Origin of the sequence: uncultured Pseudoramibacter sp. (assembly GCF_903789625.1) — a bacterium.
Classification (GTDB): domain Bacteria; phylum Bacillota; class Clostridia; order Eubacteriales; family Eubacteriaceae; genus Pseudoramibacter; species Pseudoramibacter fermentans.
In genome coordinates, this window is sequence record NZ_CAIFFF010000012.1 from 16,942 (window position 1) to 39,230 (window position 22,289).

Annotated in this window: 19 protein-coding genes; 2 read left to right on the top strand and 17 right to left on the bottom strand. The window is 54.3% G+C overall.

What is annotated here, in order from left to right:
* Nucleotides 1-36 precede the first annotated feature (36 nt).
* The 5 genes from rapZ to QZX60_RS07240 form a co-directional block, all read right to left on the bottom strand.
* Nucleotides 37-906 (bottom strand): RNase adapter RapZ, encoded by an 870-nt coding sequence (rapZ, locus tag QZX60_RS07220; RefSeq protein ID WP_295363017.1) that lies wholly within the window; start codon nt 904-906, stop codon nt 37-39.
* Nucleotides 907-952: 46 nt separating this feature from the next.
* Nucleotides 953-1,684: a PHP domain-containing protein gene (locus tag QZX60_RS07225; RefSeq protein WP_295363020.1), complete on the bottom strand. Its 732-nt coding sequence runs from the start codon at nt 1,682-1,684 to the stop codon at nt 953-955.
* A complete protein-coding gene (murB, locus tag QZX60_RS07230) occupies nt 1,671-2,609 on the bottom strand; it encodes a UDP-N-acetylmuramate dehydrogenase (protein WP_295363023.1) in 939 nt (312 codons plus the stop codon). Before murB ends, QZX60_RS07225 begins: the two co-directional genes overlap by 14 nt.
* Nucleotides 2,610-2,683: 74 nt before the next feature.
* Nucleotides 2,684-3,427, bottom strand: coding sequence for a ComF family protein (locus QZX60_RS07235; protein WP_295363026.1), 744 nt, complete (start codon nt 3,425-3,427; stop codon nt 2,684-2,686).
* Entirely contained in the window at nt 3,424-5,634 is a 2,211-nt protein-coding gene (locus QZX60_RS07240; protein WP_295363028.1) for an ATP-dependent RecD-like DNA helicase, read from the bottom strand. Before QZX60_RS07240 ends, QZX60_RS07235 begins: the two co-directional genes overlap by 4 nt.
* A gap of 200 nt (nt 5,635-5,834) precedes the next feature.
* Between QZX60_RS07240 and QZX60_RS07245 the strand changes: the two genes are divergently transcribed.
* Nucleotides 5,835-7,337 (top strand): IMP dehydrogenase, encoded by a 1,503-nt coding sequence (locus tag QZX60_RS07245; protein ID WP_295363030.1) that lies wholly within the window; start codon nt 5,835-5,837, stop codon nt 7,335-7,337.
* 166 nt (nt 7,338-7,503) lie between these two features.
* Here QZX60_RS07245 and QZX60_RS07250 read toward each other — a convergent pair whose 3' ends face one another.
* The 8 genes from QZX60_RS07250 to QZX60_RS07285 form a co-directional block, all read right to left on the bottom strand.
* Complete coding sequence (locus QZX60_RS07250) at nt 7,504-8,388, bottom strand: IS3 family transposase (RefSeq protein WP_363174787.1); 885 nt, start codon at nt 8,386-8,388, stop codon at nt 7,504-7,506.
* A 78-nt stretch (nt 8,389-8,466) separates the two neighbouring features.
* Nucleotides 8,467-8,781 carry a transposase gene (locus QZX60_RS07255; protein ID WP_295363033.1) on the bottom strand — a complete coding sequence of 105 codons (315 nt, stop codon included), beginning with the start codon at nt 8,779-8,781 and terminating at the stop codon, nt 8,467-8,469.
* Nucleotides 8,782-8,877: 96 nt separating this feature from the next.
* Nucleotides 8,878-9,441 carry a cadmium resistance transporter gene (locus QZX60_RS07260; protein WP_295363035.1) on the bottom strand — a complete coding sequence of 188 codons (564 nt, stop codon included), beginning with the start codon at nt 9,439-9,441 and terminating at the stop codon, nt 8,878-8,880.
* Nucleotides 9,442-9,449: 8 nt separating this feature from the next.
* Entirely contained in the window at nt 9,450-10,034 is a 585-nt protein-coding gene (locus QZX60_RS07265) for a nucleoside triphosphate pyrophosphatase (RefSeq protein WP_295363037.1), read from the bottom strand.
* Between the two features lie 11 nt (nt 10,035-10,045).
* Nucleotides 10,046-10,633: a hypothetical protein gene (locus QZX60_RS07270; protein ID WP_295363039.1), complete on the bottom strand. Its 588-nt coding sequence runs from the start codon at nt 10,631-10,633 to the stop codon at nt 10,046-10,048.
* 24 nt (nt 10,634-10,657) lie between these two features.
* On the bottom strand, nt 10,658-12,859 hold the full coding sequence (locus tag QZX60_RS07275; protein WP_295363042.1) for a SulP family inorganic anion transporter: 2,202 nt from the start codon (nt 12,857-12,859) through the stop codon (nt 10,658-10,660).
* Nucleotides 12,860-12,872: 13 nt separating this feature from the next.
* A complete protein-coding gene (locus QZX60_RS07280) occupies nt 12,873-13,868 on the bottom strand; it encodes an NAD(P)-dependent oxidoreductase (protein WP_295363045.1) in 996 nt (331 codons plus the stop codon).
* A 97-nt stretch (nt 13,869-13,965) separates the two neighbouring features.
* Complete coding sequence (locus tag QZX60_RS07285) at nt 13,966-16,545, bottom strand: PEP/pyruvate-binding domain-containing protein (RefSeq protein WP_295363047.1); 2,580 nt, start codon at nt 16,543-16,545, stop codon at nt 13,966-13,968.
* A gap of 220 nt (nt 16,546-16,765) precedes the next feature.
* Here QZX60_RS07285 and QZX60_RS07290 point away from each other — a divergent pair, with 220 nt between their 5' ends.
* A complete protein-coding gene (locus QZX60_RS07290) occupies nt 16,766-17,779 on the top strand; it encodes a helix-turn-helix domain-containing protein (protein WP_295363050.1) in 1,014 nt (337 codons plus the stop codon).
* A gap of 7 nt (nt 17,780-17,786) precedes the next feature.
* Here the strand turns inward: QZX60_RS07290 and QZX60_RS07295 are convergent, their stop codons facing one another.
* From QZX60_RS07295 to pepT, 4 genes are read right to left on the bottom strand one after another with little or no spacing between them, the layout of a single operon-like run.
* On the bottom strand, nt 17,787-19,157 hold the full coding sequence (locus QZX60_RS07295) for an MATE family efflux transporter (protein WP_295363052.1): 1,371 nt from the start codon (nt 19,155-19,157) through the stop codon (nt 17,787-17,789).
* Nucleotides 19,147-19,611, bottom strand: coding sequence for a pyridoxamine 5'-phosphate oxidase family protein (locus tag QZX60_RS07300; RefSeq protein ID WP_295363055.1), 465 nt, complete (start codon nt 19,609-19,611; stop codon nt 19,147-19,149). The genes QZX60_RS07295 and QZX60_RS07300 overlap by 11 nt, the downstream gene beginning before the upstream one ends.
* A gap of 56 nt (nt 19,612-19,667) precedes the next feature.
* Nucleotides 19,668-20,981 (bottom strand): aminopeptidase C, encoded by a 1,314-nt coding sequence (locus QZX60_RS07305; protein WP_295363058.1) that lies wholly within the window; start codon nt 20,979-20,981, stop codon nt 19,668-19,670.
* 10 nt (nt 20,982-20,991) lie between these two features.
* Nucleotides 20,992-22,242, bottom strand: a complete 1,251-nt coding sequence (gene pepT, locus QZX60_RS07310) for a peptidase T (RefSeq protein ID WP_295363061.1) — start codon at nt 22,240-22,242, stop codon at nt 20,992-20,994.
* Between the last annotated feature and the right edge of the window lie 47 nt (nt 22,243-22,289).

Genomic DNA, 22,289 nt, shown 5'->3' on the forward strand with positions numbered 1-22,289 from the left:
ATTGGCATATCCATTGGGATTTTCGTTATTCTATGCTCATCGAAGATCTTTGTCAATATCGCGGTGGGTCAAACTCACCGGAATGTTTTCTTTTTGAAGGGCTTCACTTAATAGGCAGGCAAAGGTTACGGAGCGATGCCGGCCGCCGGTGCAGCCGAAGGCGATTTCCACGTACTGCTTGTTCACTTCTTCGTAGTGGGGAATCGTCGTCTTGACTAAATCCAATATTTTTTCAAAATAAACCTTTGACTGCGGGAACTGCATCACGTAATCTTGGACGGCCTTGTCCTGTCCGGTCAGTCTGCGAAGGTCCGCTTTATAATAAGGGTTGGGCAGAAAGCGCACGTCAAAAACAAAGTCTGCCGAAATCGGCATCCCGTATTTAAACCCGAAGGACGACACCTTCACGCCAACCTCTGCATTTTCCTTTTCCAGCGTGAGCATATTTAAAATTAATTTCTTGAGATCTTTAACGGCGAGACTGGTCGTGTCGATGATGTAATCCGCGCGGGTGCGCAGTTCTTTTAAAATGCCGCGTTCCATTTCAATCGCGCCGACTAAAGTGTTGGCCTGATCCAATAATGGATGTTTGCGCCTCGAAACCTGATAGCGGCGCACCAGCTCCTGCGTATCCGCCTCGAGAAAAAGCACCTCGACATCCGACGGCAGCTCGTCGGCAAATCGGTTAAAAATTTCCGCCACGTCGTGGTCGGTTCCGGAGCCGCGGATATCGGCCACGATGGCCAGGCGTTCGAATTCAGAGCCGCCGTTTCGGCACAGTCTGATAAAGGTCAAAACGAGATGAACCGGCACATTGTCGACGCAGAAAAAGCCTTCGTCTTCCAAAATGTCAATCGCCTTTGATTTGCCCGCTCCAGATAAACCTGTAATAATCAATGTTTTCATGCTCGTTTCCCTTACTTTCTATCAAATGCTGCTGTCTATTACGTTTTCACGCGAGGTTGATAATCTGCTCCCGCGGGATGCCCGATGCCTCAGCCCAAGCGATGCCCTGCGCGACGTCGGCCACCCGGTCGATTGAATGGGCGTCCGAATTAATGGCAAAGGTGCCGCCGTATTGCGCAGCGCGTTTCAATTCCTCGGCGTTCAAATGATGATGCCTGGGATTAATTTCCAGAATCACGTGCTTTTCAGCTGCCTTTTTCGCCACAGCCTCCACATCGATCGGGCACTTGTCTCCCGGATGGGTGATCATTTTTAAATCGTAGCGGTCCATCATCTTCAAATAAGTCTGCGTGTTGGCCCGACGGCTCCCTTCTTTTAAGAAGGGCAGCACCTTCGTCAGATAATTGCGCAGCTTAAAGGTGAAGAAATCCGAAAACCGGTGTGGGATATACACCCAGTGATAGCCGGCGTATATCCAGTCGCAGTACTGTTTTTCTTCTTCCCCGATGTCGATGGTGCCGTCTTTTCCCGTGATGTTGGATTCCACAGACAGATAAATTTGAATATCTGAGTATTTCTGATTGAGCCGATCGATCTCCTCGCGCATCACGCGGAAATTCTCGGGCTTGACGCCGTAAAGCGGATGGCTGCGGCCGTGGTCAGAGATCACGATCGCCTCTAAGCCCAGCTGTCTCGCCCGATTGACCATTTCTTCGATCGAGTTTTTGCCGTGGCTGAAGGTCGTGTGGGTGTGCAGATCTGCCTTAATTTTCGTCACGGGTGTCTTCTCCGATCGTGATGACCTCAGGCTCTAAATCAACGCCGAACTGCGCCTTCACTTTGTGCTGAACGTCGCCGATCAGCTGCAAGACGTCGGCCGCCGTCGCGTTGTCCGCGTTGATGACGAAGCCGCTGTGCTTCTGGCTAACCTCTGCGCCGCCGACCTGGTAGCCCTTAAGTCCGGCGTCCTGAATCAACTTTCCTGCGAAATAGCCTTCCGGCCGTTTAAAGGTACTGCCGGCGCTCGGGTAATTAAGGGGCTGTTTGTCCCGCCGGCGCTGGTTCAATTCCTTCATTTTCGCGCGTATCGCTTCCGCATCGCCTGGAGTCAGGTTCAGCTCCACAGCCGTGACGATTTCCCCTGCGTCCCGCATGCGGCTCTGACGGTAGCCGAAATGGCAGTCCGCACCGTCCACTGTCACGAAGCTGCCACCTGCCGTCATCAGGTGCACCTTCGCAACCACGTCCTTCATTTCACCACCGTAGGCGCCGGCGTTCATGATCGCCGCGCCGCCAATGGTGCCGGGGATGCCCGACGCAAATTCAAAGCCGCTTAAGCTGTGGGCCAGCGCTTCCTGCGCCACCGCGCGCAGCGACGCGCCGGCCTGCGCCGTAACTCGGGTGCCTTCGGTCACGACGGTATTCATCTGCCGCGTGTTGATCATGACGCCTCGGAAACCGCCGTCGCGAACCAACAAGTTGCTGCCGTTTCCCATCAAAAAGACGGGAATGTCATTAGACTTACAGAAGGCTGAGATGTCAGCCAGCTGTTCTTCACTTTCCGGAAAGACGATAAAATCCGCCGGACCCCCGATTCGAAAGGTCGTGTGGTCCCGCATCAAACTGTCGATTAACAGCTGATCGCTGCTGACAATTTCCAGTAATTTATTTTTAATTTCATTTTTATCTAATTTATATTTCATAAGCCTGTTTCAGCTCCTTAATTTCTTGCAATTCTGTCGATGATATCACAGCATCATTAAAAAGGTATTAAATCTTATGAGGGCACAGCCGCAAAGGTGATGACTGCGACATCTGCAGCGCCGGCTTGTTTCAGCGCCGCCGCACAGGCGTCAAGGGTCGCGCCGGTCGTCATCACGTCATCGACGAGGGCAATCCGCTTCCCGTACACGCGCTCGGGGTCGACAACGTCAAAGGCGTTTTTGACATTTTTGAGACGGAATGCCGCCGGCTGTCCCAATTGGTGCGGCGTATCGACAACGCGCTTTAAACGCTCCACGTCCAGTGTAATCTCGATACCCCTTTCATTTAAGCCAGAGGCGATGCCCGCCGCGAGCTGTTCGCTTTGATTGTAGCCGCGCTCGGACAGCCTGTTCGGGTGCAGCGGCACCGGGATCAACGCGTCGACCTCTGCCATCCACGGGCAATCCGCAAGATCCTGCGCCATCTGGGCGCCAGCCCAATAGGCCAGAGTTTTCTGATAATTGAATTTAAACCCCGCCGCAATTTGTTCAGCTGCCCTGCCGTAGACCAGCCAAACCCATCCGCGGTCGATTGGCCGCTTTGCGTCATCTCTGCAGGCGCTGCAGAGATCGGCATCGTCTGAGGATAAGGGTCTTCCGCATCGGCGGCATGTCCGCGCGTCGTTTTTCGGCAGTTCCCGCAAACATTGATCGCAGAGATAGGCCTCTTTTTTCCACAGTATTTTTTTGCAGACCGGGCAGCGGTCGTTGTCGTTCAACAGCAGCCGGCTCAAATGCTCGAGAAGTTTATTTTTCATAGCGATAAATTTCGATAGCGCGCAATCCGGAAGACAAGTCCTGTTTTCCGCTTGCGGCTGTCGTCAGACTGGATCATCCGGATAAAATGCTCGGGCCGCCCGACAAGGATCATCATCCGCTTGGCTCGGGTAACCCCGGTGTACAGCAGCTTGCGATTTAAAAACAGCGGCGAACCGCCAATCAGCGGCATGATGACCACGGGAAATTCCGACCCTTGACTTTTGTGAACCGTCATCGCAAAAGCGTGGGCGAGCTCGTCCAGCTGATCGAAACCGTAAACCGCCTCGCGGCCGTCTGTGAAGGCCACCGTCAGCTGGCGCTTGTCGTCGGAAATCGACTTGACCGTGCCGATGTCGCCGTTGTAAACGCCGTCGCCCTCTTCAAAGGTGAGGGCATCCCGCCACTTCATCTGGTAATTGTTGCGAATCTGCATGACCTTGTCGCCCTCCCGAAAGACGACGGGCCCGAAGGTATGTTCATTTTTTCGAGAAGACGCCGGATTGAGAATAGCTTGAATTTTTTGATTCAGCGCAATTGTGCCGACAAGCCCTTTTTTAACCGGCGAAATGACCTGAACGTCGTGCACCACGTCGATCCCGGCGTTGTCTTTCAGCCGGTAGCCCAGAAGATCGAGGACTGTCTTTTCAATGCCCTCTTGATTTTTTTCAGGGATCAGCACAAAGTCCGATTGGTTGTCGATTCGGGGGACACTGCCCTCGTTTATGGCCTTGGCGTTGACAGAAATCTGACTCTTTTCCGACTGGCGGTAAATGCGCTTCAGACGGACGACCGGCGCAATGCCACTTTCAATTAAATCGCTGAGCACATTGCCCGGCCCCACCGACGGGAGCTGGTCCGCGTCGCCCACTAAAATCAGACGCGTGCCCTCCTCGATGGCCTCGAGGAGGCTTTTCATCAGCACGATGTCGATCATCGACGCCTCGTCGACGATCAGCGCATTGAGCTCCAGTGGATTGTCGGCATTGCGCTCAAACGTCGGCGTCAGCACGTTGTCGTCGTAATGATATTCCAGCAAGCGGTGCAGCGTCTTCGCTTCCTCACCTGTGGTCTCGGTCATGCGCTTCGCCGCGCGCCCCGTCGGCGCGGCGAGCTGAACGGACAGCCGCATGCTTTGAAGGATGTTCAAAATCCCGTTGATGATCGTCGTCTTGCCGGTGCCTGGCCCCCCTGTGATGATGACCAGTCCCTGCTCGACGGCGGTCTTGATCGCGTTGCGCTGCTCTTCGTCGAGGGTGATGGCGATATGGCTCTCGTAGCGGTCGATGGCTTCCTCTACATCAATGTCGTCCGCCTCAAAATGGCTGCCCGCAAGCTGCGTCATCATCAGCGCAGTGGCGTCCTCCGCCTCGTAAAGCCCCATCGGATAATAAATCCGTCTGCCGTCAATTTCGTCCATATGGGCAGCGCCGCTGATGATCGTATCCCTTATGCCCATCTCGACGGTTTCCCTGTCGACGCCGAGGAGTTCCTGTGCCCGCGCGGTCAATTCCTCTTCATTCATATAGGTATTGCCCTGGGCGTAGCACTCTCTGAGCGCCTGAACGACGCCGGCCTGAATCCGCTTGCTGTTGTCTCTGTCGACGCCCAGTTTTTCCGCCAGCTGATCCGCCGCTTTAAAACCGACGCCGCGGATATCCCGGACGATGCGATAAGGGTCCTCGAGGAGAATCGCTACGGTTTGATCGTGGTAGGCGTTGTAAAGCTTCATCGCCATTTTCGACGAAACGCCGTACTCCTGAAGCTCAATCAGCACCTTCCGAATGTCCCGCTGATCCTGATAGGCACCCAGCATCCGGCTCAGCGTCTTTTTGCCGATGCCGGGAATTTCCAAAAGCCGGGACGGATCGTCGTCTAATATTCTTAGCGTATTCTGGCCGAAACGCTCGACGATCAGTTCGGCGGTTTTCGGACCGATGCCCGGCAGCAGGCCACTGCTGAGATACTGAATCAGCCCGTCTTCTGTCGTCGGCAGTTCGACGCGGTAGTGCTCGAATTGGAACTGCCGGCCGTAAACGAGGTGGTTGGTCCATTTGCCAAGGAGTGTCAGATGGGTGCCCAGCTCAACCGTCACCATGTGCCCAACGACCGTCACCATTTCGCCATCGACGTCGAGATCGGCCACGGTATAGCCATTTTCTTCGTTGTGAAAAACGACATTTTCCAATGATCCGCTAAGCTTTTCCATCCCATCCTCTTTTCTCGTTTTATTTAACATTTATTATACACGACGGCGCTTTCTTCCTGCAATGCTTTTCCTATTCGTCCCTTCCTTGACACCCCAAGAAAAAACCACTATAATGAATAAAATTTTATTCGCAACAAGTTATTTTATTGTGATTTGTCGTTCGTTTATTTGCTTTTATTTCATAACACAAGGAGAATTATATGGCACAGATTTATGAAGAACCTTCCCGTACCTTTAACGAATATTTGCTTGTCCCAGGCTATTCCTCATCCGAATGCATCCCTGACAACGTCGATTTAAAGACACCCCTCGTCAAATTTAAAAAGGGCGAAGAACCGGCACTGTCCCTGAATATTCCGATGACCTCCGCCATCATGCAGGCGGTTTCCGGCGAAAAGATGGCCATCGCCCTCGCTCAGGAAGGCGGCCTCTCATTCATCTACGGTTCCCAGTCCGTCGAAGACGAAGCCGAAATGGTCGCCAGAGTCAAAGCCTACAAAGCGGGCTTCGTTCCGTCTGACACCAACCTGTCACCGGAAGACACGATGGCAGACTGCCTGGACATCAAACAGCACACCGGCCACTCCACGATCGCCATCACCAGCGACGGCACCGCCAACGGACAATTCCTCGGCATCGTCACCAGCCGCGACTACCGTGTCAGCCGAATGGACCCGGCCACCAAAATCAAGACCTTCATGACCCCGAAGGACAAAGTGGTTTCCGCTCCAATCGGCACATCCTTGAAAGAAGCGAACAACATCATCTGGGATCACAAATTAAATACCTTGCCAATTCTGAACGAAGACGGCACCCTGGCCTATTTCGTTTTCCGCAAGGATTACTCTGTCCATAAATCCAATCCGCTGGAACTGCTCGACGCGAAAAAGCGCTACATCGTCGGCGCCGGGATCAACACCCGCGACTACGCCGAACGCGTTCCCGCTTTGGTCGACGCCGGCGCAGACGTGCTGTGTATCGACTCGTCTGAAGGCTATTCCGAATGGCAGAAGCTGACCCTCGAATGGATCCGCGAACATTACGGCGATTCGGTCAAGGTCGGCGCCGGCAACGTCGTCGACGCAGAAGGCTTCCGTTTCCTCGCTGACTGCGGCGCAGACTTCATTAAAATTGGGATCGGCGGCGGCTCGATCTGCATCACCCGTGAACAGAAGGGGATCGGCCGCGGACAGGCGACTGCTGTCATCGAAGTGGCTAAAGCCCGCGACGAATACTACAAAGAAACCGGCGTCTACATTCCGATCTGCTCCGACGGCGGTATCGTCTACGATCACCACATCACACTGGCACTGGCCATGGGCGCGGACTTCGTCATGCTCGGGCGTTACTTCTCCCGTTTCGATGAAAGCCCGACCCGCATCGTCACCATCAACGGCAACTACATGAAGGAATACTGGGGTGAAGGCAGCAGCCGTGCCCGCAACTGGCAGCGCTACGACTTGGGCGGCAAAAAAGCGCTCTCCTTCGAAGAAGGGGTCGACTCTTACGTGCCTTACGCCGGAAGTCTTCATGACAACGTGGCTGGTACCCTCTCGAAAATCCGTTCGACCATGTGCAACTGCGGTTCGCTGAACATTCCGGAATTCCAGAAAAAGGCCAAGTTAACCGTCGTGTCCGCGACAAGTATCACCGAAGGCGGCGCCCACGACGTCATCCTCAAGGACGACAGCAAGGTCCGCTAATATCTTATCTGTAAACAGTAAAACGCTGAAGACTGATGTCTGAACCGCACCCCGTCAAGTAGACAATCAAAAAAATAAAATTTCTTTGCCATCAGGCTCACGTCTGATGGCATTTTTCATGCTGCTATTTTATATTGATTATGTTTTTCCATAGGTGTCAACACACCTAGATTACGCTGTAAGCGCCTGTTATTGTATAATCTTCAATCATTTTTACAAGAGAAGTTCTATCCAAAAAGCGCCTGCCGTAATAACGTTCCCGTTTCAGAATACCCCAGAAGCCTTCCATTGGACCATTATCAATGCAATGTGCGACTCTGGACATGCTCTGCCTCATGCCAGCAGCTTCGAGCTTGGCGTGAAAGATTCGACTCGTGTACTGATAGCCGCGATCAGAATGAAACAGCGGCGTAGCGTCAGGGTTCTCGGCTACAGCCTGATCAAACATATTGAAAACCAGTGCGTTGTTGTTCGAGTCGCCGATGGTGTAAGCGACGATTCTTCTATCGTATAAATCGAGGATCGCGCTGAGATAGATTTTGTGAACTTCAACACCAGTGTAATATTTGAATTCTGTAACGTTTGTCAGCCATTTCTGGTTGGGCGCATCGGCAGTGAACTCTCGGTTTAGAATATTTTCCGCGATGTACTGCGGATTCTTCGCCTGCCTGGTGCATCCGTGGTTAGCGTACTTAATCGTCGATTTGATGCCTCTTATCCGACAAAGCCGAAGCACGCGTTTATCATTAACGTTTATGCTGTGATAGCGCGCCAGCTCATCTCGAATCCTGCGGTAACCTTTGTCCGGACTGTCCATGTGAATCTTCTCAATCTCATCTGCGATTTGCTCGTTTTCAATCTCATACGCGGGCGTGATCCGATGAAGCCATTTGTAGTAGGCTGCCCGGCTGACGCGCCCAAGCTTGCAGAGCGCCTGAATCGGATAACGATGTTCTTCGTGTTCTTCTTGAATGGTTTGATAGATTGTTTCGTGCCGGACTCGGCTCAGCCTCGCCTCCTTTCGATTTCCTCGAGTTTTTTTAAGAAGGATGCCTCCATTTCAGCGTGTTCCTTTTCCGCTCGCAAAATTTTATTTTCTGCCCGAAGTCTTTCAACTTCTGTCATTTCCTCAAACGGTTTTTTCCTGCCGCTCATAAATCTGACGAGTTGATTTAATCTTATATTTCTTGCAGATTTCTGCTTGAGAACCTTTTCCCGCAAGATATTCCTGAACAGCTTGTTCTTTAAGCGCTTTAGAGTAATGCTGATTGCTTTTTGAGTGGAAGGCTTCAATACCGAAGTTTGTATAATTTCTAACCCATCCCCTCAATGTTTCCGGGGCAACACACAACCGCTTGGCGATCGCTTTGTATGAGGATTTACCAGATAAATATTCCTGCACAGCTGCGATGATGATTTCTGGTTCCAGTTTTGTTCGTCTCAATGAAAAATGCTCCCTTCCAGATAAACAAGTTTTTATTATTTTACTTGTCTACCTAAAAGGGAGCATATCAGATCAATCTTCAGCGTTTATTTTTTGCTATCCCAATAAAATCAAAATCCCTATTGTAATAAAGACAACGGGGATGAGCACTTCTCCCCATCGTGCAACCAGTTGTTTAACCGGCGGAATTTGACCAATGATTTTGCCGGCGGCGCACAGCACAAGGGCCATGATCATAAACACCACCGAGGAAACCGCCACGCGGGCCGCGCCACTTACGGCGAACAACGGAATGTAAACACTTAAATTGTCGCCGCTTCCGAAAAGCACCAGCATTGTCATCGTGCCCACGCCAATGGCGGGCTGTTCCGCCTGTGCTTGTTCAGCCTTCCCCTTCCAATTCTGGATGCCCTTCACCACGCCGAAAATGATCGGCGCGAACCCAAAAAGGTGCAGGTACTTGGTCGGCACGGCTCTAACCAAAAAAGCCCCAACGAGACTGAGCGCTGTGATCGCCGCGACGCCGAGACATTGTCCCGCTGCAATGTGCATTTCCTCCCGCTTAGTTTTCGCGTTCGCGGACAGCAGCGCCAGCAGCACCAAATCGTCAATATTCGTGCCCAAAAATGCCAGCACCGCTGTGAGGATCGTCTGGATCATGCGTCCGATTATCCGACTAGCTTCTTGAGCGCCTGCCAGACCGCGCCGACCGGCAGTCCGACGACATTGGTGTAGTCACCGTCGATGCCGCGGATATAAGCGGAAAACGCTCCCTGGATCGCGTAACCGCCCGCTTTGTCCATCGGCTCGGCCGTACTCGCGTAGGCGGCAATTTCGTCCGCCGTCATCGGGTAGACGTGTACGTCGGTCTTTTCGGCAAAAGTCACCAACGCCCCATCGCCGTCGGAAAGCATCAGCGTCACCCCGGTGTAAACCTGATGGGTCTTCCCTTCGATCATGCAGATCATTTCGGCCGCTTCCTCGTGATCCTTCGGTTTGCCGAGAATCTGGCCTTCCGCCGCGACGACGGTATCGGCCGCAATCACCACCGCGTGAGCGTTGAGCTGCGCCGCGACGTGCTCTGCCTTCTGACGGGACAGCGCCTTGACCGCTGCCTCCGGATCTGTTGTGTCAATCGCTTCGTCGATCGCCGCCGGCATGATCACTGGATCGATGCCGATGCGCTGAAGCAGCGCTTTGCGCCGCGGCGACTGAGACGCCAATACAATTGGAATATCTTGACTCAGCTGCATGGTGTCCTCCTTTACGCGTCTTCGCCGTTTCCGGTGAGCTGAAGGGCTTCCGCATGGGCCTGCATGCCGGAAATGACAATAGAAGCGACGTCGCGGATGTCCATGCCGAGCATGTCACAGCCCTTCAAAATCAGCGGACGGTCGCAGTTGGCCGCAAAATTTTTGCTCTTCCATTTCTTCATGAAGCTCTTGATTTTCATATCAGTGATGCCATGAGGCCGCATCCGAGCCGCCGCCTGCACAATGCCCGTCAATTCATCGACAGTGAACAGGCTCTTTTCCATCGGGGTTTCCGGCTTCACGTCGTTGACAATCCCGTAGCCGTGGCTTAAAATCGCTCGGATATCCCTTTCCGGTACCCCCGCTTCGCGCAGCGGCGCTTCTGTGTGTGCCAGGTGTTCTTCCGGATACTTTTCGTAATCGTAGTCGTGCAGCCAGCCGACCGCTTCCCATTCATCTTTTTCCTCTGCGTCAGTGCCGAAATGTTCGGCCATGGCGCCCATCGCTGCCGACACGTTGGCCGCGTGCAGAATCAGGTGATCTTCAGTCACCATCGTCGCGTTGAGCTTTTTCGCTTCGTCTAACGTCAATCTTTCCATTTTTACGCAATTGTCTCCTTCTCTTTATTTTGAATTGCGGCCATCTTGATTATGACCGCGATTGTCGATCAAATGTCTCAAATCGTGCAGGCGGGCGCGCAGATCATCAACCGCCTTGTTTCTTCGCCAATTGGCACGGACGCGCCGCACCTGTTCCGATACGACCTCGTCCAATTCCCCGCGGTGGGCCTTGAGCATCGCGTACAGCTGCGGATCCTCCTGTTTCAGCTGGTCGGCGATCTGCCGGCGCCTTTCCGCAAGTGCCTTTCCAATATCTGCCTCATCCAGATTGAGTCTTTGCGCCAGCGCTGCGGTGCGGTGCTCCAGATGCTCGAGCAGATCGTCCTCACGGACCTCATTTAAATGCTGCCAGACCGGTGAGTGCCGCATGAAGGCTTCCAGACTGTCTCCTGCCTCTTCAGACTGCTGCCAATGGGCGACGATGGCCTGGACGTAGGCCGCAATTTCATCGTTGGCCTTGTCGCCAAAGGCCCATTCAATATCGTGCAGCAGCAAATGCCGGCGTGAACGCCTTAAATTCGGCGAATTGCTTTCGCCGCCTTCCACCGGATAGGGCGGATGATAGCCAGCCGCCAAAAGCGCGCCGGTCATCGTCCGCACCACGCTTCCCTCCTGGATCATCGCGTCCCGGTCCGCTTCACGCAGGGTCTGGTTCACGCTGCTGATGTGCTCTGTCAAATAGAGGCGGATGCCGCGGTCCTTTAACCGTTTGTAAAGGGCGTCTATTTTTTTCGCCGCTGTATAATCGATACTCGTGATTCCGGACGCGTCGACGATCACCGTCTTCGTGTCGGGACGAATGGCACCTAAAATATCTTCTTCGAACAAATCGTAATTGGCGAAATATAAATTAGACGAAAACCGGTAGAGCACCACACCAGCGATGGGCTTGGCCCCCTGCGCAGTACGCAGATCGTAAAATCGAAGCTGTCCCGGCATCACGCCGAGGAAGGTGCGGGGCGGTGTCATCGTCCGCATCAGCACCACCACAAAGGACAACGCCACGCCGATGACGACGCCGTAAATGGTGCCGAGCAGCACGACGCCGCAGAACGCCCCGACAAAAATCATGAATTCGCGCCAATCGATTTTAGCCAAATGCACGGCCTCGTCGATTTCCAAAATGCCGAGCAGCGCTGATATCACGATCGCCGTCAGCACCGGTACCGGCAGAAAACCGATAAATCCGGTCCCAAAAAGCAGAATTGCGATCATCGCAAGGCCGGCTACAATCCCAGTGAGCTGAGAATCACTGCCGAACTGATCGGCAATCCCCATTCGGGAAACAGACCCGTTGACCGGGCAGCAGCCTGTGAACGCCGCCGCGAAATTACCGAGGGCGTAAGCCAAAATCCCTTGATTGGGTTTAAGCGTGACGCCCTTGCGCTCTGCCATGTTGCTGGAGGAAAGAAGGGTCTCCGCCGTAATCACCAGTGCAATCGTCATGCTGTACTTAATGATCGTATCCATCGGCAGCACCCCGGCTGCCGCCGCGGGATTGACAAAATGGGGCAGCCCCGGCGCCACACGAGGCAGCGCTGCCACACCGAAGCGCGTTAAGTCGACCCACCGGTTCAATAACGCCCCAGCGAGCATCGCAACAACCGCCATCGGAAATTTCGGCAGCCATTTTCGGCTGACGAGGAGCACGGCCAGCGTTCCAGCGCCAAGTGCAAAGGACACCCCGTTGAATGCGCTGGCACTGTGAACAATGTGGGCAATCAGATCCGGCAGCTCGCCGTGACCGACCGGACCGCCGAACAGCTTTGGCACCTGCATCGTGATGATTTCGACGCCAATCCCGGTGATAAAACCACCCATGACCGCCTCTGAGATGTAACGCACAAAATGTCCAAAACGCAGCAGCGAAAACAGCAGCAGCCAGCACGCTGTGCACAAGGTGATAAGCGGCACAGCCGTAAGCGCCATCTTGGACTCCGCCGTGATGCCAAGGGACACGAGAACCGAGCCGGTCAGTGCCGCCGGCGCCGCGTCGACGCCGAAAATCATGTGGGGCGAGGTCGAGATCAGCGCAAAAACCAGAATCGGCAGCACCGATCCGTAAAGGCCGTAGACCGCGGGAAGGCCAGCGATTTGGGCGTAGCCCATCGAAATCGGAATGGACACGGCTGCTGTGATCAGTCCGGCTGCAATATCATTTTTAATATTGATCTTCTGCCCGAGAATCGTCGGTAATAGTTTCACTGCCGCCTCCCGCTTAAACGTGATTGACCACCCGCTTCGGCCGTCTGCCTTCCAAAAACGTGCGGATATCCTCATCAGCCATCGCGTAGCTTCTGACAAAGCTCTGTGCGGTAATGCCGCCGACGTGCGGGCTGAGCAGCAATTTCTTTTCGATGGCTTCTGGCTGATTCAAGAGCGGATGATCCTTTTGTACCGGCTCGCCGTCCAGTGTGTCCAGCCCCGCCATCGCGAGTTTCCCCGACGCCAGGGCGTCGATCAGCGCCTGATCGTCCACGAGCTCACCCCGAGCCGTATTGACCAGATAGCTGCCCGGCTGCATCAGCTCGAAAAACCGACGGTTCGCAAAATGGGTTGTCTCCGCGTTGACCGGCAGATGGAGGCTGACGATACCGCTCGCCTTGAGGAGCTCATCCACCGGCTTGTAGATGACCCCCTGTGCCTTTTCTTCTTCTGGACTCAGGCGGTGCCGCTTGTTGTAGTAAACCGTCGAGACGCCGTAGGCTCGGACTAGTCTCGCTGTCTCGCGGGCGATGTCCCCGTAGCCGATGAGACCGATCGAAAATTCCGAAAGCTCACGCAAGTCGCTCCTGACCATGTAGCCTTCCTTCATTTCAATTTGATGGCCGGCTCGGACCGCGGCGTCACCTTGGGCAACATTTCTAAGCATGCCGACCATGAGGAGCACGGCCTGTTCCGCCACGGCGACCGCATTCATTCCTTTGGAATTGCAGACGTAGACCCCGCAGGCGTCCGCCGCCTCCAGATCGAAGCTGTTGTAAGCCACCCCTTCGGAATGAATGAGCTTCAGATTCGGCATGCTGCGGATCAGCTCCCCTGTCACCGGCGCCATCGCGTCCGCGATGATAAAATCCGCGTCGGCGCCTTCTTTCAAATACGCCGATACCGGCTCATTCATCGGCACGTCCACCAGCGTCATCGTCCGTAAAATACTGCTTTTCTGGGTAAAGCGCTGCAGATTGCCCCGCTTTCCAATATGTAAGATTTTCATTTTTTCACTATTCTTTCTATCAAAATTACTTCTATTTTAACATGGAATGGATTTTCTGCATAGAAAAGCTCTGGCCTGAAGCCAGAGCTGAAATGAACTACGCATCAAACGCCAAGACAAGCCGCTGCGCCGACATGTCGTGATAAACGGTCAGCCCAGCCTGAGCCGTGTCGAATAGGCTGACCACACCCTCAATATGGGTCGTATCCTGAATCACTTCGGCGATCCTGTTCGGCAGATCTTTGAATTTTTCCGGGTCGAATATTTTCGTTTTCTCATTTTCGAAAACCGCGGTATACAAAATTTTCGCCTCGACGAGATCCTGGAAAATGTGACTGCCGTAGGAAAGCTCCGGACTGTAGCCGGCGCGGGAATCGGCAATTTCGAACACCGCGTCGAACCCGTCAATATCGGAAAACGTCGTCGGCACACCGAGCTCCGGCGAGGATGTCCCAACCCGCCCGGGCACCATCAGGATTAAATGCCTACCAGATTTTTTAAAGTGCCAGTTGATCTGGCCGATGGCTTTGGCGACGCGGGTTTTATCGACGTAAGGCATTTCGTAATACGCGACCGGATCGACGTAGGCCACGGCGTCGATTTTCTGGGTCAAAGACAGCCCCATCGACGCGCCATCGCATTCGAGGACAACCTTGTCCGGTGAAAAGGTCTCGGGCATGTCGGTCTCGCCGTCGTCTTTGAAAACCTGAAGCGGCCGGCACTGCAGCAAGTTGATGACGTAGGTGCCGTCCTCCGCCAGGTTGATGGTAAATTCGATATCCACCGGGTATTGATAAACGCGCTGAATTTCAGCCATCATCCGCCGCATATCCTCCATCAGCGCCTTATTCTTGACAAGACCGGCGCAGGAGACGAACAGAATCTCGCGATTGCTCCCCCGTTCCCGGAATTGACGCTCCGCATCCCAGTCGTGTTCAAAGAGCAGCTTCTTCATGTACGCCGGCAGCAGCGGCTCAATCCGATTGGACAACGCCTGTTCCACCTTGCGGGTTTTGCTGCTGATGTATTCGACGCCGCGCTGAGAGTAACGGTGTTTTTCTGCCGAACTGACCGCTGACACGACCTCCGGCTTGTCTAGACTGACGAGCCTTGGATAGGAGCCCTCGGTCCGGTCGACGGCCGACGTGCCCAGCCCCATCACCAGCCTGAGCATCCCGGCTTCGGGATCGAGATCCTTTAAAAATCGGTAGGGGCTGTAGGAATAACCGACACCGGCCGCGCAGGGCATGTACACCGTGTCGTAATAGGAGCCAGAAACCCGCTGCACCAAAAGCGCCATCTGTTCGTCCCGCTGATCCAAGCCGCGGTCCTTGCGGTAGGTCAACGCCGACAGGCTCATTGTGCTGGCGTAAACCTGGCGGACGGCATCCTCGAATTCGGCGAGGCGCGTCTCGAGGGAGCCGGTATTCGCGCAGAACACCGATTCGTATTTGCCCGCGAAGGCGTTGCCAAAGCCGTCCTCTAATATACTGCTGGAGCGCACGATGATTGGGTCCTGGCCGAAATACTCGAGGAGATTCACAAATTGATCTTCCATCTCTTTCGTGAATCTGCCCGTCCTAAGTTTTTCGGCAAAGGGCTCTGCCAGAGAAAAGTATTCCTCCGGCCGGCGCTGATGAATCCGCATTTTCCAGAAGTGATTTTCGACGATGTAGGAATAGAACACGTCGGAGCCGACGTAGAAGGAATCGTGGGGCTCCAGGCGCGCGGCGATATCTGAGCAGTTGCGCTCGATGATTTTCCGTGCCAACAGCATCCCGCAGGCCTTGCCGCCGATGAGTCCGGTTCCCACCATCCGCAGGCGCACGTCGAAATAGTCTTCAAGCTTGAAATACTTGCGCACCAGCGGCCGCAGCCGTTCATCCCGGGTGATCATGATCCGGCACATCCGGCTCTTTTCCTCGGAAACATCTTGGCCGTTTTCAAACTGTTCCATGGTCCGATCAAAGAAACGGTCCCAGGCGTCGCTGTTCTGTTCTCTGCCCGGCCATCGTTCCCGATTCAGCGCCCGGTAAAACTGGCTGGCCTGCACCCCATCGAGGATCGGACGGAACGTCCCGTCCTTTGGCTGATACATCTGGGGCAGAAACATCGTTTCAGAAAACCGGCGCCACACCTTTTCCGGCCGCACGTAAATGTTCGTGCCGTCGTCGTAAGCATCCAGGAAAACCTGAGCCGTGTCGCGGATTTTCGCCACAGCCTTTAAGGAATGCTTGCCCCGCATCAGCGGGAAATACGCCACAGTATCCATTTCAAAGAGAAAAGGACAGGTCACTTGGAAGAAATTGCCCATCATCAAATCCGTCGACCAGGCGGTCTGCAGCTCTGAGAGGCAATCGAAGACATAAAACACGTCCTTGCCCCGCTGTTCGATGATGTTGTGAATATCGACGGTGAAGGTCTCGAACCGATGGGACAATTCGACCTGGACCACCTCCACGCCCGTCAAGTCGTCAATCAGCGAATCGTGGGCGGCGAAGCGGACGTAGACGACGTGCCGCCCATCCGCGACGGCCTGCCTAACGTAGGGATTGACAAAGGCTTTGAAAACTTCCAGATCGGACACCCGCCAGACTACGTTGTCGCCGAGCCGGATGTTGTCGAGCACCTTGTCCATCTCTGGAATGCCGGATGGGATGCGGTCAAATGCTGCCATGTTGTTACCCCCTCATTTCAAAATGATTGCGTTTTCTTTTATTGTATCACGTGTTTAACAGTTCGTCGACAGCTTTTCTTTTTCTCCCTGAAACCCGCATAAAATAAGGACTCGACCGACAGTCGAGTCTCCTACGCTTGACAGCCAAACGCCGTCAAATTATGATAAGGCCAGATCTTAAAACGCAGCGGCGCCCTGCTGAAACATTGGAGGTATCCTGATGGAAGAAAAGAAAAGTTTAGGCAAGTATATTCAAAACAAAAGAAAAAATCTGGGCATGACCCAGAAAGAGCTGGCTGCCCAGCTCTTCGTCTCTGAATCGGCGGTCAGCAAATGGGAACGCGGGCTGTCCTATCCGGACATGACCCTCGTCAGCCCTTTGTGTGAGGCCCTTCACATTTCAGAGCACGAGCTCTTCACTGCCAGCGACGATTGGCGTCAGCGCCAAATCGAGGAACAAGCCCGACGCTACAAACGCAATAAGACGATCTGGCTGTGCGTCACCTGTATCATTTACGCCGCGATGCTCTTCGGCACATTGACCTGGGGGATCACTACGGGAAACGGCTTAACTACTTTCGCCTACACTTTTGGTGCGTGCGCCTTGTTGTTCTCGCTGATCGACGTGCCAATGCTTGCAGAAAATGACAAAGGCGTCAAGTGTTTTGCCGCCAGCTTCGCTTCGCTTTTACTGCTGGAAATCATCGCCCGAATCGTCAGCCCCACGAACGATCCGCATTGGCTCTGGATGGCCCTGCCCGGAACGGCCCTCGGCCTGCTCAGCGTATTCCTGCCAATTATTCTGGCATACGCAGATTGGGATTTCCCTTTTATGCGTCACAAAGCTGCATTTTGTCTCGGCGTCGACTCCGCATTAATCGGTCTGCTCGTGATTTTCGGACAGTTTTTTTACGGCGATGGACACCCTGCCGTGCCGATCGCCTCAACGGCCTCAATGCTCGCGCTGATCTGGGGCGTATTTATCGTCGCGCACTACACCTGCTGGCCCGTTCCCTTTAAAATCAGCGCCGGACTCACCATCGGCGCGGCGTTTTGTCTTTTTACCGATGCACTCATCGAAGCGCTCGAGGGATACGGCTTTCGCGTCGTCTTTAACGCAAATCGATCAAATTCTGGCAATATTGGCCCCGATATCGGTCTGATTCTCCTTGCCGCAGCGGCCGTTCTCGCCATCATTCAAGTGATCATATTAAAGCGCCGTCCCCGTCCTTAAACCTGTTTTAATTCCGTCTGCGCGCCGGACGGCGGATAATCAGGGCCGTGCCGATTAAAATCATCGTAATGCCGAAGCTGATCGGATAGGCCATCATCAGCTGGCGGAAGGTGTGATGACTCGGGAAGTACAGAAAAATCCACAGCAGTCTGAACACGCAGACGCCGAAAATCGTCAGCACCGCCGGCAGCAGTGAAATGCCGAAGCCCCTCAAATAGCCCGACATCACCTCGTACACAATCGCGAAGAAATAACCGGAAAACAATAGACCGAGCTTCACGTAGCCGTAATGAATGACGCGCGGATCTGTATTGAACAGGCCGAGCAGCGGTTTCGCAAAGGTCCAGATGAGTGCCATGAAAGCGCCGCACACGATGAAGCTCTCGATCAGGCACAGCCACATGACGCGCACACAGCGGTCCGGCTTTCCCGCGCCGTCGTTCTGCCCGACAAAGGTGGTCGATGCCTGACCGTAAGCGAGAATACACGCGTAAATCAGATATTCCAGATTCAGCGCCGCACTGGAGCCCGCCATGACCGCCGCACCTAAGGAATTGACGGCCGACTGAATGACAATATTGGCCACACAGAAGACGGCTGACTGAATGCCCGCGGGCAGGCCGATCCGCAAAATCCGTTTAAGCGTTGCCCAATCCACGCGAAGCCGCTGCCGCGCCAAATGAATAACCGTCTGTTCCCGCGTCAAGCGCCAGAACAAAAAGGCCGAGGAAACACAATTGGCGATGACCGTCGCCGTTGCGACACCATCCACGGTACGCTTGAATCCGATGACGAATATCAGATTCAACACAACGTTGAGCGCCCCTGACACGACGAGGGCCATTAACGGCATCTGCGTCTTGCCGATCGCCCTGAAAATGGCCGCCTCGAAATTGTAAAGAAAGATCACCGGCAGACCGACCAGATAAATGCGCAGGTACAGCACGGCCAGCGGCAGCACCTTTTCCGGCACGCTCATCGAGCGCAGGATCATCGGCGCGAAAATTTCGCCGCAAATCGTAACCACGACACCGGCGAAAAACGAAAAGAGTACGGCGGTCCCGACGGCCTTCTGCACCGTGTCGTCCCGGCCTTCACCGACCGCGTGAGCAATAACGACGTTTGCGCCCAGTGAAATTCCGAGAAAAAGATTTAAGATCAGGCCGGTCACAGGGGTGTTCGCGCCGACCGCCGCCATCGAGAGCGTGCCCATTTTTCCAGTGAACCGCCCGACCACTGCGAGATCCGCCGCGTTGAACAGCTGTTCCAAAATGGACGTCGCCGCGACAGGCAGCGCAAAAATCGGCAGCTTGTTCCAAATCGAGCCGTGGATCATGTCGATGCTGCGCCCGGCGCCAGCCCGATCCTTACTTTTCATGAACCCTTTTCCCGGTGATGTGTGCCGCTTTGATCGCTAAGCACAAGGCCCGCGCGCCGTCCTTTTTGACCTCGCGCGCTGCGCTTTCCTGATCCGGATAGTATTTTTCCGCTATTTCCCGGGTGATATCGATGGATTTTTCGCGGTCTTCCACCGGCGCGATGGTCCCGAATACGACGACGCTGTTCACGTATTGAAACCAGCCGTCTTCGTCCGGCGTGCCTTGGTCCATGACACAGAAAGACACCTTCGGATGCTTGGCAATCGCGTCGATTTTATGACCTTCGTGAGCCCCGTGAAAATAAATGACCTGCGCTTTCGGGTCGTAAACGTAATTCATCGGAACGGTATAGGGATAGTCGTCATCCCCGAGCACCGCGAGTACGCCCCGCTTTGCATTTAATAAAATGGCTTCGCACGCTTCAGCAGTCAGTGCCTGCTTAAATCTTCTCATTTTTCGTATCATGATTTTCTTCTTTCTTTTGTGTGATGAGGTTGCCGTCCGCATGATCAATAATCTTCGTCCCAGGCGTTGATGACCACCGGTTCCTTTTCTAACATCTTCAGCTGGTCTGGCGTGAAATGTTTTTTGTCGATGACAGCTTCGTAGACGTAATCTTTGAAATATTTTTCAGAGCAGACAAAGTATCCTTTGTCGCCCACGTCGTCGCCCCAGGAATTTTCAATTTTCCAACGGTCGGGCTTCCCGTCCGCGTCGAAGTGCACGCCGGTCAGCAGCATCGCGTGGGTCGCCGAGCTGGCGTTGTAGTCCAGGCGCTTGCCCTTCGGGAAATCCACAGAGAAGCCACCGAGCAGGGCTTCGATTTTTGAGCTGTCCGGGTCCCAAATGCCTTCCTTGCGCATACCGAAAGCGCCGGCATCGCACGCGAACCAAACCGGTTCACCGCCCTGAAGCTGTTTGACGCACAGGGCTTCCATCGCGTCAGCCGAGAGGTTCAGCGCCTCCATGTCCCGCCCGATCATGTTTTCAATCGCGTGAAAACGGATGGGCGTGTCCATTTTCTTATCGGCCGTCGGTTCGTTGATCACGGCTGCCAATTCCCGCAGCGGCAGCCCCACGTATTTGTGATAAAATGCCTGGGGCGTTAAGCCGCGGTCGATGTAGTAATTGTCGTCCTTATCTTTATACTCAAAATCAAAGGCGGTGACCGGCTGACCGAAGGCGATACATTCCGCGCGGTAAATCTCCAGCAGCATTTCCTGTTTTCTGGGATAAGGGTCCTTCCCAGCCTGGACCAGCTCGCGCAGCTCTGCCGCGTCCTTTCTCAGCAAGCGGTTCAGCGTCGAGACAAACTGCGCCGTGTGGTTCGACTGGTAGGTTTCCGGCTGGACCGCCTTCGGCACGACGCCGTACTTTTCAACCAGATCCGCCGCTTCGCACCAGTAGCCGCCATCGGTCATGCCGCGGAGCACGTACTGCATCAGCTGCCCCTTGATCGGTTCGTCGGCGTGGTCGATGACCATCTGAAGGAAATTATTGGCCTTTTCCAATTTATCGTAAAAGGATAAATAATTTTGAGACAGTTCAAAATTTTCAAGCTGGCATTTTTCGGCCACCTGTTCCCTGAGGATGTTCAGCGCCGCAAACAGCCAGCACCGCCCCGACCGTTCCTGAGACGTCACGCCGCGGGTTTTGACTTCTACCGAAAAGGCACCCTTGAGCTTGGCCGCCGCGGCCGGCACGTACGCCAGCTGTTCCAAATCCGTTCGGCTCAGCGCGGCGTTCAGCGTCTGTGCCGTTTCGTCTTGGCGGTAATTGTCGCCAAACTGCTTCAATACTGCTTCTGTAATTTCTTTTTCCATATTTTTACCTCTACGCTTCTTTTTTCAGTCGATACGCCCGCTTCGCGATTTCGACAACCGTCTCGCACGCTTTTTTTAACGACGCAATCGGCAGGTATTCAAAGCGGCCGTGAAAATTCGCCCCGCCTGTAAACAAATTGGGACAAGGCAGTCCGCGGAAAGACAGCTGAGCGCCGTCGGTGCCGCCGCGGATCGGACTGATGACCGGCGTAACGCCCACTGCGCGCATCGCATCCTTTGCCAAATCCACCACGTCCATATGGCCGTCTTCGATTTTTTCGAGCATGTTGAAATACACGTCGTGATGAGTAACTGTGACGGTGCCCGCGCCGTATTTCTGGTTCAAAAAGTCGGCCATTTGGTCGAGCAGCGCCTTGCGCGCGTCAAACCGCGCCCGATCGTGATCGCGGACCAGCATGTGCATCGTGCATTTTTCGACGTCACCCTCAATTTTGTAGACGTGGAAAAAGCCCTCACGCCCTTCGGTGTATTCCGGCTTTTCGCCAGCCGGCAGCATCTGCTGCCACTCCGAGGCCACCGACAGCGCGTTGATCATTTTCCCTTTGGCGTCGCCAGTGTGCACGCTTCTCCCGCAAAAGGTCACCACCGGATTTTCGGCGTTGAAATTTTCGTATTCCAGTCCGCCCAGCTCGCCGCCATCCACGGTGAAAGCAAAATCGGCGCCAAAACGATCGACGTCAAAGCGGAGGGGGCTCCGACCCGTTTCCTCATCCGGTGTAAAGGCCACGCGGATTTTTCCGTGTTTTATTTCCGGATGCTGAATCAGCTCTTCCATCGCGCTGACAATCGCCGTCACGCCAGCTTTATCGTCGGCGCCGAGGAGCGTCGTGCCGTCAGTAAAGATCACGTCCTGCCCCGCGTATTGGGTCACTTCAGGAAAAGCCGCCGTCGAAAACACGATGTTCTTTTCGACATTCAGCACCACGTCACCGCCGTCGTAATTTCGGACAATCTGCGGGTGCACGTCTTTTCCAGGCGCGTCCGGAGACGTGTCCATATGAGCGATCAAGCCGACGACCGGCCCGTCCTCAGCCACATTTGCCGGCAGTGTCGCCATGATGTAGCCGTTGGCGTCCAGCTCAACCTCCTGCATGCCGATGCGTGTTAACTCTTGGGCTAAGGCCTGTGCGAAGACCAGCTGTCCCGGTGTGCTCGGACAGACCTGATCGTTCTCTTCATCCGACTGCGTGTCGAACGACACGTAGCGCAAAAAGCGCTCAATCAATTTCGTTGTGTCCATTGTTCAGGCATCCTTTCTACATTGCATTCATTTTAAATTAATTTTAG